Source organism: Pseudomonas sp. 43NM1, from assembly GCF_002836905.1.
Classification (GTDB): Bacteria; Pseudomonadota; Gammaproteobacteria; order Pseudomonadales; family Pseudomonadaceae; genus Aquipseudomonas; species Aquipseudomonas prosekii.
Genome location: NZ_MKGS01000032.1, coordinates 1 through 11654, shown reverse-complemented (window position 1 = coordinate 11654; position 11654 = coordinate 1). Strand labels below are relative to the sequence as shown.

The following is an 11654-nucleotide window of genomic DNA, read 5'->3' as shown; positions in this document are numbered from 1 at the left end:
CACCTGGAATGACTGAGCCGGGGTCGCCACAGCAGCGACCGCAGCCGGCGGTGTGGCCCCGGCGAGCGCTTCGGCGAACTGCCCGACGCCACCCTCGACCAGTAGACGACGAGTGATTTTTACCAGGTCTTCGGCGGCAATCGGACGTACCCAGTCGCCCTGACATTGCGCCGGCAAACCCTGCGCCTGACGCTCGGCCAGCGAACGGTTGTAACCGGCGACGTAGCCGTCAACCAGATCGCGCACCTGCGGGGTTTGTGCTTTCCAGAAACCGGCGACTGCGTCTGGCGTGTTCAGCCAATTGAAGAACACGTCGCTGGCCAGGTTCGGACGTTCTTCGAGGGTCAATTGATCAGGGCCGAAATAGCGCGAGCGCTCGCCGTTGACGGTCACGATTTCATTGGCCATCAGGCACAGGTTGTCTTGCGCGTAGGCATAACCGATGCCGTAACCGAGGCCGCGCTCGTCGTCGGCGCGAATGTGCGGCACGCCGAAGCTGGTGCGCCGAATATCGACGCCCGCGGCCTCGGGCTGACTGCGCGCGCAGGCCATCAGACTCAACGCTACCAACGCACCTGCAAGGCTCAGCCGGGTTAACTGCCTGTTAATAATCACGCTCGCTCCTGATCTGCAAAAAGGACACCAGGGTGGGTTCACGATCAGATGGCGCGCAGCGCGTCGGACCCAGCCTGGGAAAATCACAGCCCGTGTTGTACACGGAATGTGCCTGGCAGTAGGAACGAAATGAATGACAGGATATTTAGCCATCACGCCCGTTTTCACGTGCTCTCACACAGCACTCACAAGATTGCGACAAATTTTCTACATCAAAATCTTCATGATTTGCCGAGCTCATCCGTCTTATAGATTGAGAGCACCTTCACTTTTCCTGATCAGGCTCTGAAAAGGAGTTTTTGCATGTACAACTCGCAACTGCCAACGGACGGTAGCCGTGCGTCGAAAAACGTTTCCATGAGCCACGGCACAGACGCCGAACTCTTCGAACCGAAGGCCGAACGGCACGCAAACGAACGGATCAGAATCCTGTTAAAGAGCTTTGGTCTGAGGACCAGCCTGATTCGCCTGAAAGTCATCGACGCGCTGCTGAGCGCGGCAGATAGCGAACGCAAACTGGGTGTGCGCGGCGTGCACACGCACTTGCTCGATCTGGATATTCCGCTGTCCTTCCTGAGTGTGCGCGAGGTATTGAAGCGGCTGTGCAGCGAGGGCGTCATCACCCTGCACCCGGACAAGAGCTACAGCCTGCATCCGCAGGCTATTGCGATTCTGCACAGCGAACCAGGTTCGGATGCGTCGCTCAAGGCTTGACCTTGCGGCGCATCACGCCATTGACGACGACCACGATCACGGCGACGCCAATGGCGATGTACTGGAACATTTTCTCGCTGATGATCCCTTCGTTCTGCAGATACGACAGGCCGAACATGATCGCCAGAACCACCAGGGAGATCAGAATCGAGTATTTCAAACGTTGCGACTGGGTCATTGCGAATTCCTGAGCGTAGAAATGTACTGATTTGTATCCGTTTGCATGCCAAGCCCCTACCTTCGGCCGGGGATAAACGATGGCAAACGAAGTCTCATGTTACAGACGATGAAGAGATTTGGCTTCATTGCGGCAATAACCATGAGGACTTCGAAATGCTCCGTCGAATCACACTGCTGATTCCCCTGATCGCTCTGCTTTCATTGAGCGGCTGTATCATTCTTCCCCACGGCGGCGGACACGGTGACCACCACTACGATCGTGGCGGGCCGGGGTATTACCAACATCGCTGAATGAATTGGCACAATCACTTGTAAGAAAAATCCATCATCTTGATTTACCCATAACTAATGCCCGCACTGTCGCGGGCATTTTTCTTACAAGGCTTTATCAAATAGTCTGATAACGGTGTCTGTGCAACTTTCATTCATTTGCACATCCGCAACATACCGCAACCCCTTGAAACTTTAAGTCAGATGTTCTGGCTAGGGACAATGGCGCCGCATGATTAACCTCGATACCGAGCGACAGGAGTGCTCCTCCCTAATCTTCGTATCGACTGGAACTCATGCAAACATCAAAAAACATTCACAGCGTTCAGTTGTTCGGTATCTGCCTGTTTATCGCGGCATTCGAACTACTGACCTATATGGCGAGCGATTTGATAATGCCCGCCATGCTGACCGTTACCGATGAACTTCAGGCCAGCGCAAAGCATGTTCCCTATGCCTTCACCCTTTATTTGATCGGCGGTGTTCTTTTGCAATGGCTGGTGGGGCCATTGTCCGATCACTACGGCCGTCGACCACTGCTGCTGGTCGGCAGCGCACTGTTTGCGCTGGCGTGCCTGGCAACGTATCGGGTGCAGGGGATTGAAGCGTTCAACATCCTGCGACTGATACAGGGCATGGGCCTGGGGTTTGTCATCGCGGTCAGTTATCCGGCATTGCAGGATCTGTTCTGCGAAGCCGATGCGGTGCGGATCATGGCGTGGCTGGGCAACATCGCCCTGCTTTCACCCCTACTGGGTCCGCTGCTGGGCAGCCTGTTGTTGCAGTTCCTCTCGTGGCGCGAACTGTTTCTGATCCTGGGGATTGCCGCGTTGGCGGTCTGGCTGGGTTTTTACGGGTTCATGCCGCGCATCCCGGCATCGTCCAAATCCATTACCCCCTTCGACCTGCGCGGGACGTTGCGTCGCTACAGCATACTGCTGCGCAACCGGGCATTCGTGCTGTCGTCGATCGCCTTGGGGTTGATGAGCCTGCCGCTGATCGCGTGGATTGGCCTGTCCCCGCTGCTGTTGATCGAAGGTGAAGGTCTGTCGACGTTGCAATACGGACTCTGGCAGATCCCGGTTTTCAGCGGCGTGATCCTCGGCAACCTGCTGCTGGACCGAATGATCGCTGGCACCGGCCTCACCCAACTGATTCGCTATGCGCTCTGGCCCCTGTGTGCCGGGCTGATCGCGCTGCTGGTTATCAGCACTTATGGCGCCTCGATTGAATGGCTGATCGGTTGCCTGACGCTGTATGGCGTCGGTCTGGGCATGAGTAATGCCGTGCTGTATCGGTTGGCACTGGATTCCAGCAAGGACAGTAAAGGCCTGGTGTCGGCCATGATCGGGATGATTTCCATCACGATCATGGGCATTGCAGGCTCGGTGATCGCAGCGCTGGGCGGCGGTAGCAGCCTTGAGTCATTCGCCTGCCTTGCCGCCATCGCCGGGCTGGCGTGCCTGGTGCCGTTGCACTTTTTCCTGCAGCGGTGCCGCGTCGCGGCCGCCGTCTGACCTCGCGAGGATTTCTGATGACTCACCTACCCTTCACCGACGCGCTGTGTGCGCTGACCCAACCTTACGACCTCGACGCGGTACCCGCGGGGCTGTTTGATCGAGCAATGGCCGAAGTCAGCCAGTTTCACTGCCACCACACTCCCGCCTATGAACAGTGGCTGAACACTAACGGCCTCGACTCAACGGAGCTGGAACAACTGGATGACTGGGCGCGCCTGCCGCCGATCTTTGCCAACTTCTTCAAACAGCATCTGTTGCTGAGCCCGACCGGCGAGGACGCGCTGGAGCTGACCTCCTCCGGCACCAGCGGACAGAAAAGCCGCATGCGTTATGACGCGCGCAGCATCGACGCAGCCCAAGCGATGGTCACGCGGATTTTTCAGCACTACGGCTGGGAGACGCCGGACACGCCATGCAACTACCTGCTGCTGAGCTACGAACCTGAAGCTGACAACCGCCTCGGCACTTCCTACACCGATCAATTCCTCTGCCGTTATGCGCCGGTGAACCAGTTGGCCTACGCATTGCGCCGCACCGGCAGTGGTCACGAATTCGACGCTTTCGGGGTTATTCGCGCGTTGCAGGAATTCGCCGAACAAGACCTGCCCGTGCGCATCTTTGGTTTTCCGGCGTTTCTCTGGCAGGTACTGCAACGCATGGAAGCGATGGGCATTGCCCCGCTCAAATTGCCCGCCGGGTCGTTGGTGTTTCTGGGCGGCGGCTGGAAAACCCAGTCGGCGCTGGAGATCCCCCAGGCTCGCCTCTACGAACGTATCGCCAAGCAATTAGGCGTCGAGCCGGGACGCTGCCGCGATGGCTACGGCGCGGTCGAGCACGCCGTGCCCTATATCGAATGCGCCCATCATCATTTTCATGTCCCGGTTTACTCGAAGGTTTTCGCGCGCAATCCATCTGATTTCAGCGTTCAACCGTATGGCCAAAGTGGCTTGCTCAACTTTGTATCACCCTACATTTCCTCAAGCCCGGCCCACTCCGTGGTCATGAGCGATCTGGCGACGTTGCACCCTGGCGACGCCTGCGGCTGCGGCCTGCTCACCGATTGGTTCGAATTGCACGGCCGCGCCAGCACCAGCGCCGGCCGCAGCTGTGCGATGGCCGCTGCTGATCTGTTAGGGAGAGCTTGAGATGTTTTTGATCAACGGCAATTTACAGGGCGATCTGTCTCTCGATAGCGCCCTGAAATCTCTGCAAGACGCACTGCCTCGCCTATTGATGACAGCGCTCGACAGCGACATTGTCATCACCGCTGCCGCACACTTTGCCCGGCAGTTGCAGGCGGGCGAACTCGACCTCGGACTGGAAGAGGATCAACGCCTGGGCCTGATCGACTTCTGCCAACCGGACGCCCTGAACGCCAAACTGGAGCGCGAACTTGGCGTCCAGCCGCGCTCTCTGCGGCGTTTCAGCTACATCCATTCGCACTTCGAAAGTTGGCATCCGCTGGGGCTGGTGGTGCATATCACCCCAGGTAACGCGCCGATGCTCGCACTCTGCGCAGTATTGGAGAGCCTGCTGGCCGGCAACATTAACTGGCTGCGCCCCAGCTCCAGCGACAACGGCCTGACCGCACGCCTGCTGCAGGCACTTGGCGACTGCGATAACAGTGGCCGGCTCGGCGAATTCATCGCGGTGCTGCCAGTGGCAACCGCGGACATCGGGCGCCTGTTCACTCGCGCCGATGCTGTGGCCGCATGGGGTGGCGAAACGGCGCTCAAGGCAATCCGTCAGCAGTTGCCGGCCGGTTGTCGCTGGATCGATTGGGGGCACCGAATCAGCTTCGCGTACCTGACACCCGACGCTGCGCAACCGGAGGCGCTGGATGCCTTGATCGACGAAGTGTGTCGGCTGGATCAACAAGCCTGCTCCAGCCCGCAATGGGTGCTGGTGGACAGCGATGAACCGGCGGTGCTGCGTGACATGGGTTCGCGGCTGGCTGAGGCTTTCGCCCGCCGCAGTACGCATTGGCCAGCGTTGAAACCTACAGACCAGGAAGCGTCGGAAATCACCACACGCTGCGCCATGACTCGCCTCGAACAGTGTTTTGCCGGGCAAACCGGGGAAGTCTGGAGTGAGGCGGGATGGCGAGTGATCTGGGAACACCATCGCACGCTCGCGCCCTCGCCGCTGTTTCGCTCGTTGTTGCTCAGGCCGGTGCCACAACAGCTGATGGCTGAGGCGCTGCTGCCGTGGCGTACGGTCCTGCAAAGCTGCGCACTGATCTGCTCACCGGTCCACATCCCCGCGCTGGTTCGCAGGTTGGTCAATGCTGGCGTTACCCGCATCACCCCGGCGTCATCAATCCACGAAGGTTATGCCGGTGAGCCGCATGACGGCGTGTATGCGCTGGCGCGTCTGAGCCGGCGCTTGTCGGTCAGCCTGCCTGCCGATGTGCTGGCGAGCCATGCAAATCTCGACGCACTACCGGCGGCGGCTGACACCACAGACCTCGCGACCATGGACAAAACAGCGTTCCAGGCCCAGCCCATCGACCCGTCTGCACAGTTGTATTTCCGCTCGGGGGGCAGCAGTGGCACGCCGGCGCTGGCCGGTTTCACCTACCGCGACTTCGATCAGCAGATGCGTGCAGCGGCTGACGGACTGTTTGCGGCCGGGTTGGACCCAGCGCACGACCGGGTCATGAACCTGTTTTTCAGCGGCAGTCTCTATGGCGGTTTTTCCAGTTTTTCGAGCATTCTCGAGCAACTTGGCGCGACGCAGTTTCCGATGGGCGCCCCGCATGACGATGACTTCCGCGAAATCGCCCGGCTGATCGTGCAGCAACGGGTCAGCGTGTTGATTGGTATGCCGAGCACCTTGCATCGACTGTTCCTCGATGAGCAGACGACGCTGCGAGCGTACGCGGGCATTCGCAAGGTTTTCCTTGGCGGCGAGCATCCGGGGTTGGCCAGCCGCCAATTGATGCAAAGCTGTGGCGTAAAGACGATTCGCTCGGCGATCTACGGCTCGGTCGATGCCGGCCCGTTGGGTCACGCCTGCGCGGCAACAGCCGATGGCGTGTTCCATCTGCTGAGCGCTACCCAGCATCTGGAAATCGTTGATCTTGAGCAGGATGTGCCTGTGCAGGGCCAGGAAATTGGCCGATTACTGTTCACCTCGCGCGCCCGCCATAGCCAGACCGTTCGCCGCTACGAAGTCGGCGACACCGGCCGCTGGATACCAGGAAGCTGCCCCTGCGGATTGAGTTCGCCGCGTTTCGAACTGCTGGAGCGTCACGGCCAGTGGCTGCGGATTGGCACCGAATTCATTTCCCCTTCACAACTGGCGCGCTACGCGGGGGTACCGGTGCAGATCGTGCTCGATCATGCGCCTGATGGCGTGGAACGGCTGATGGTGCGCGCCGATGCCGACCCTGAACAACTTCGCGAACAGTTGCTACGTGACAGCGCCTTGGCTGCGGCTGTTACGGCGGGCCTGTTAACCCTGCAAGTTGAAACTTGTGCCACCAGCAACTTCACAAGAAACAGCCACAGCGGCAAAACCCCCTTAGTTATCGATAGACGCCTGCAACAATAATTATTCAACATCCCTTAAACCGTTTGGCAGGAAGCTTGAACCGGAACGAGAAACTTCAATGAACGAACTTTTTTCGCTTGAGCAATTAATGCGCCACACCCGTGAGCATTCGCATTTTTACAACAAGCATCTCGCACACTTGCGGTCGCAAAGTTTGGCACTTGAGCAAGTTCCCATGATCGATCCAAATGAATATTGGAGCGGCAGTGATGACCTCGCGCACTGGCCGGTTCTGACCGCGCCGGTCGAGGGTGCGCTGCTGTTCAAAACCGGCGGCACTACAAGCAAAGGCAAACTGGCGGTTTACACACGCGATGAATGGCAGGCATTGGTGAGACCTTTTGGTCAAAGTTTGTCTGCGCAATTGAACACGGGTGACCGAGTCGCCAATCTGTTTTTTACCGGAGATCTGGCCGCGAGTTTTCTGTTCATCCATGACTCATTGGCCCACGTCGAGCTGCCGATCAGCGAGTTCCCGTTCACCGGTAACGCTGATCTGCCGGGCCTCACCGCGGCTATCGGCGAGTACAACATCAACGTGCTGGCGGGCATTCCTGCGCAGCTGCTGAAGTTCGCGGCTTACCTGACCGCGCGCGGACAGGTGCTGGAAGGAGTGGAAACACTGCTGTATGGCGGCGAAAGCGTATTCCCCGGCCAACTGGCCATTTTTGCCAGGGTTTTCCCTAATGCGCGGGTTGCCTCCATCGGCTACGCCAGCGTCGACGCAGGATTGATCGGCAGCAGCGACCGCGACTGCGAGCTCGGCGAACATCGTGTCTTCGATCACCACACGCGGCTGGAAATAGTCGACGAGCACTCCGGTGAAGTCATCGAAGCGTGCAACCGCACGGGATTGTTGCTGGTGACCAGCCTCAGTCGTCGGCTGATGCCACTGCTGCGTTATCCGGTGGGCGACCGCGCCTGCTGGGTCGAGCCCACCGCCACGCCTCGACGCAAGTTTGCTCTGAGAGGACGCAGCGCCTTGAGCCAGCGAGTTCGGGTGGGGGTGATGTCGCTGTTGACCGATGAGATTCACGCGATCATTCAAACCGTCGCGGACAGTGAGCAATGGCAATTGCACCTTGAGCAAATCGACTGCATTGACCATTTGCGCGTGAACTGGGTGCCCGACCACGACGCACGCGCCATCGAGACAATCAGCCGAGCCCTGCACGACGCACTCGTGGCCAAGTACCCCGCCATCAAAACCTTGAGCCACGACGGCCTGCTGCAATTCCAGGTGATGCCTTGCGCCACCGGCGACATCAGCCTGCACCCCCGCTCCGGCAAGCAACTGCGTGTTGTGGATTTGCGCGTGTATGCGCAAGTCACAGAGGCAGGCGCATGATCTTCCGCCCTTACCGCGCCGCCGATGCCATGGCCGTCAGCCAACTGTTCAGGCTGGTTTATGGCGATCGTTACGTGCAACCGGATGTGTATCTGCCGAAGCTGATTACCCAGCACAACCTCGACGGACGCTGGCAATCAATGTTGGCGGTCGAAGGCTCGCAGATTCTCGGGCACGCCGCGTTATGCCGCGACAAGTTGCCCACTGACAGCTTTGAATTGGCCCTCAGCGTCGTGCATCCAGCAGCTCGCGGGCAGAATATTGCGACGCGGCTGGGACGCGAATTGCTCGAATACGCCGGCTCGCTCTGCGCTCAGTACGTGCTGATCAAGCAGGTCACGCATCACCCATTCACCCAGCGCATGGCCCAGACACTGGACTTTCACTGCACCGGACTGCTCCCGGACCACGTGCCGTCGCCTTACGGCGCGCTGGCGGCGGAAAGCATCGTGATCGGCGTGCATCCAATCAACGGGCGCAGTTGGCCATTACCAGACATCGCTTGGCCGCAGAGTTGTCGGGGGTTCATGGAGCATTTGAGCAGGTTATTCGGCAGCGGCAGCGACGTGTCAGCCTGTGCGCCGCGTTTACTCCACATGACCCAGGATCATCAAAGGATCGATGTCGTCATCGAGCGCCTCGACAAACGCCTGCTAGATCAACTGGTGCAATTGCCCGCGGCGTGGCTGATCAGTGCCAAAGTGGCATTGTCAGCAAATTTTTCCGAGGATTTCGAGCGTTTGAGCGCCAATCGGTTTGTCTTTACCGGCCTGCTGCCGGCGCCGAGGCAGGGTCAATGGTTTGCCCTGTTTCATCGCGGCGCCCACGCCAGGCGCCTCGATCTGCACTGTCCGCATATGCAACGCTTGCAAGACAACCTGCCGCAGCCACGAACTGTCGAAGTCGGTCGTTCAGCGGCCTGACGGTTACTCCTTCTTCTTCAGCACCGCGCCGGTGCCTTCGCCGTAAGTCTGCAGGTTCTGCAACACGTAGATGGCTTTCTTGAACTCAGGCACCAAGTAGTTGGCGTACTTGTTGCCCTTCAGGTTGTTGTTCTGGATCGAGTCCAGTTGCGTCGCGAAGTACTCCAGCGCGTTGAACTTCGCGTCCGGGTCATTGGGGATGCCGAACTTGTCAAACTTGTCGCCGGCATTCAGCAGCGTCAGCGCGGTGACATCGCCGATGATGCCGTTTTGCTTGAGGTAGGTACTCATGTTGCCGAGCTGCTTGACCGAGATATTCGCCGGATCGAAGCCCTTGACCTGTTTGATCAACTGGATGGAATCCATCTTCGCCCGGTCGAGTTGCATCGGGTTGGTGCCGACCGCGGTGAGGATTTCCCGCACCTTCGCGCTTTGCGATACCGGTTTCGAACTTGCCGTGCCCTGGCGAACCAGCACGCCTGATTTGGCTGTCCAGTTGCCGACCAATCCAATAGTCATGAACGTACTCCTGACAGCGAAACAAACGGTGAATGTCCTTGCGACGGGAACATGAAAAATCCTTGTTTAAGCGAGTTGAATGCCGCGAAGTATCGACGCGAAATCACTGTGCTCCTACAAATATTTCAGGTTTTTACAATTAACGTACATTTTCGATACAAATCGGCAAGCGCCCGGTTTCATTGGTCTAGATGAAATTTTTAATCTTGGTATAGGCGACTTGGCAATTGTCATATTCCGCGCGGTCGGCACTTTTGTACCAACGGCGATACTCGATTTTCGCCAGTTTTTTGCGCCTGTGTTTCTTTTCTGTACGCGCGTACCTAAAGCTCGCCGCACCTGAGCCGATAAGTCTTGGACAGCCGCATTCCCAAATCCCGAAACTCAACAATAAGAAAGCCGCACAAGGACCAGTTCCCATGCCCGCATTCCGTACCATTCAGGCTCGCTACACGCTGTTTCTGGTCCTGTTCATCCTGCTGCTTTGCGTGCTGACGGTGGTCGGCATCAGCCAGTTGGTCGCGCCAAAGTTGCGCCACACCGAAGAGCAAGTGGCGCTCAACCGCATTGCCGAGGTCGCCGAGCAAATCCAGGGCGAACTCAACAAAGTACAAGCCCAGCAACGCAGCATCACCCAGACCATTCCCCTGCTCGACAGTGCCGCCATCGACACAGTGCTGCCCGGCCTGGTTGACCAGTACGGCGAATTGAAAGTGTTTGGTGGCGGGATCTGGCCATTGCCCGGCCAGCGTGAAGCCGGCCGGAACAAATTCAGCACCTTCTGGCACCGCGACAGCTCCGGCAAACTGGCGGTCAATACCTTCTGGAACAGCGACGCTGCGCCCAACTATTACGACCAGACCTGGTACAAGGGCGGCATGCAAACCCCGCGCGGCCAGTGCGCGTGGGCAGCCGCCTATAAGGACGACGCCAGCGCCGAACCGCGCACCAACTGCGCGATGGCCATTCAGAAAAACGGCGCGGCTTACGGCGTGTCGACCATCGATGTGACCCTGGGCTTCTTCAACGACCTGGTCGCACGCAAGGAAAAAGACCTCGGCGCCGAGATGCTGATCGTCGAAGCCGACGGCAAGATCATCAGCAACAGTTCGCGCATCAACGGTCCGATTGTCCTGAAAAACGTCAGTGAGCTGGCCGCCAGCTTGCCTTTCGCCAGTCAGGTCAAGGCTGGTCTGCAAAACCGCGATCAGGCGCAACGGGTGGAATTCGACAACAACGGTGAAGCCGCCACGTTCTTCATGCGCCCGATCGAAGGCACGCCGTGGTTCCTCGCCACCGCCCTGCCGACCAAGCTGATTACCGCGCAACGTGACGATGTAATGAACACCTTGGTGCTGTTGCAGATTCCAATGGTGATCCTGTTGGTGTTGCTGCAGATCTACGCGATCCGCCAGTTGATCAACCGGATGAAGATCCTCAAAACCAATATCGACGCATTGTCTGCCGGTGATGCCGACCTGACCAAACGCATCACCATTCGCGCTGAAGACGAACTCGGCGCCATCGGGCACTCGGTCAACGCTTTCATCATTTACCTGCAAAACATGATCGGCGAAGTGACCCAAGCCACCGGCGCCATGGCGTCGAGCCTGGACAACTTGCAGCGGACCTCGGCGCACACCAGCCAGATCCTCGTCCGCCACGCTTCGGAAACCGACCAGACCGTCACCGCGATCACCGAAATGAGCTCCACCGCCGACAGCGTTGCGCAGAATGCCGCCGAAACGGCTGCGTTCACTCAGCGCGCCAACGAGCACGCCGATCGCTCGCGAGTGGTGGTGGGCGAGGCGTCCAGCAGCGTCGTCGCGTTGATCGATGAAGTGTCGAGCGCCACGCATAAAGTCGAAAGCATGCAGCAGGACGCGCAACGGATTACCGAGATTCTCGGGGTGATCGGCGCGATTGCCGGGCAAACCAACTTGCTGGCGCTCAACGCGGCGATTGAAGCCGCGCGCGCCGGGGAACAGGGACGCGGGTTTGCCGTGGTCG

At 58.8% G+C, this 11654-nt stretch carries 9 protein-coding genes and 2 pseudogenes; 8 read left to right on the top strand and 3 right to left on the bottom strand.

Annotated features, from left to right (window positions below):
- Positions 1 to 615, bottom strand: a 615-nt coding sequence (locus BI292_RS05350) for a penicillin acylase family protein (RefSeq protein WP_178076532.1), incomplete at its 3' end; no start/stop codon positions are given.
- A 303-nt stretch (positions 616 to 918) separates the two neighbouring features.
- On the opposite strand from BI292_RS05350, the gene BI292_RS05345 reads away from it, so the two are divergent.
- Entirely contained in the window at positions 919 to 1329 is a 411-nt protein-coding gene (locus tag BI292_RS05345; RefSeq protein ID WP_092280855.1) for a fe2+ zn2+ uptake regulation protein, read from the top strand.
- Here BI292_RS05345 and BI292_RS05340 read toward each other — a convergent pair.
- Positions 1319 to 1507 (bottom strand): hypothetical protein, encoded by a 189-nt coding sequence (locus tag BI292_RS05340; RefSeq protein WP_092280853.1) that lies wholly within the window; start codon positions 1505 to 1507, stop codon positions 1319 to 1321. The genes BI292_RS05345 and BI292_RS05340 overlap by 11 nt on opposite strands.
- Positions 1508 to 2075: 568 nt before the next feature.
- On the opposite strand from BI292_RS05340, the gene BI292_RS05335 reads away from it, so the two are divergent.
- The 5 genes from BI292_RS05335 to BI292_RS05315 are packed head-to-tail and all read left to right on the top strand — an operon-like array spanning position 2076 to position 9125.
- Positions 2076 to 3296 carry an MdfA family multidrug efflux MFS transporter gene (locus tag BI292_RS05335; protein ID WP_101207230.1) on the top strand — a complete coding sequence of 407 codons (1221 nt, stop codon included), beginning with the start codon at positions 2076 to 2078 and terminating at the stop codon, positions 3294 to 3296.
- Positions 3297 to 3313: 17 nt separating this feature from the next.
- Positions 3314 to 4444 carry an acyl-protein synthase gene (locus tag BI292_RS05330; protein ID WP_101207229.1) on the top strand — a complete coding sequence of 377 codons (1131 nt, stop codon included), beginning with the start codon at positions 3314 to 3316 and terminating at the stop codon, positions 4442 to 4444.
- A 1-nt stretch (position 4445) separates the two neighbouring features.
- On the top strand, positions 4446 to 6854 hold the full coding sequence (locus BI292_RS05325) for an aldehyde dehydrogenase family protein (protein ID WP_101207228.1): 2409 nt from the start codon (positions 4446 to 4448) through the stop codon (positions 6852 to 6854).
- 58 nt (positions 6855 to 6912) lie between these two features.
- Positions 6913 to 8202 carry an AMP-binding protein gene (locus BI292_RS05320; protein ID WP_101207227.1) on the top strand — a complete coding sequence of 430 codons (1290 nt, stop codon included), beginning with the start codon at positions 6913 to 6915 and terminating at the stop codon, positions 8200 to 8202.
- Positions 8199 to 9125, top strand: a complete 927-nt coding sequence (locus BI292_RS05315) for a GNAT family N-acetyltransferase (protein WP_101207226.1) — start codon at positions 8199 to 8201, stop codon at positions 9123 to 9125. The genes BI292_RS05320 and BI292_RS05315 overlap by 4 nt, the downstream gene beginning before the upstream one ends.
- Positions 9126 to 9128: 3 nt before the next feature.
- Here the strand turns inward: BI292_RS05315 and BI292_RS05310 are convergent, their stop codons facing one another.
- Positions 9129 to 9644, bottom strand: a complete 516-nt coding sequence (locus tag BI292_RS05310; protein WP_101207225.1) for a hypothetical protein — start codon at positions 9642 to 9644, stop codon at positions 9129 to 9131.
- A gap of 419 nt (positions 9645 to 10063) precedes the next feature.
- On the opposite strand from BI292_RS05310, the pseudogene BI292_RS05300 reads away from it, so the two are divergent.
- Together BI292_RS05300 and BI292_RS29440 are read left to right on the top strand one after the other, a co-directional pair.
- Positions 10064 to 11143 (top strand): annotated as a pseudogene (locus tag BI292_RS05300) (cache domain-containing protein); the annotation flags it as partial.
- Between the two features lie 384 nt (positions 11144 to 11527).
- Positions 11528 to 11654: pseudogene (locus BI292_RS29440) on the top strand (methyl-accepting chemotaxis protein); the annotation flags it as partial.

Excerpts from the sequence above, each read along its gene's own strand:
- BI292_RS05320 (WP_101207227.1), top strand. The coding sequence starts at position 6,913 with ATGAACGAACTTTTTTCGCTTGAGCAATTAATGCGCCACACCCGTGAG.
- BI292_RS05315 (WP_101207226.1), top strand. The coding sequence starts at position 8,199 with ATGATCTTCCGCCCTTACCGCGCCGCCGATGCCATGGCCGTCAGCCAA.
- BI292_RS05335 (WP_101207230.1), top strand. The coding sequence starts at position 2,076 with ATGCAAACATCAAAAAACATTCACAGCGTTCAGTTGTTCGGTATCTGC.
- BI292_RS05345 (WP_092280855.1), top strand. The coding sequence starts at position 919 with ATGTACAACTCGCAACTGCCAACGGACGGTAGCCGTGCGTCGAAAAAC.
- BI292_RS05325 (WP_101207228.1), top strand. The coding sequence starts at position 4,446 with ATGTTTTTGATCAACGGCAATTTACAGGGCGATCTGTCTCTCGATAGC.
- BI292_RS05310 (WP_101207225.1), bottom strand. The coding sequence starts at position 9,644 with ATGACTATTGGATTGGTCGGCAACTGGACAGCCAAATCAGGCGTGCTG.
- BI292_RS05330 (WP_101207229.1), top strand. The coding sequence starts at position 3,314 with ATGACTCACCTACCCTTCACCGACGCGCTGTGTGCGCTGACCCAACCT.
- BI292_RS05340 (WP_092280853.1), bottom strand. The coding sequence starts at position 1,507 with ATGACCCAGTCGCAACGTTTGAAATACTCGATTCTGATCTCCCTGGTG.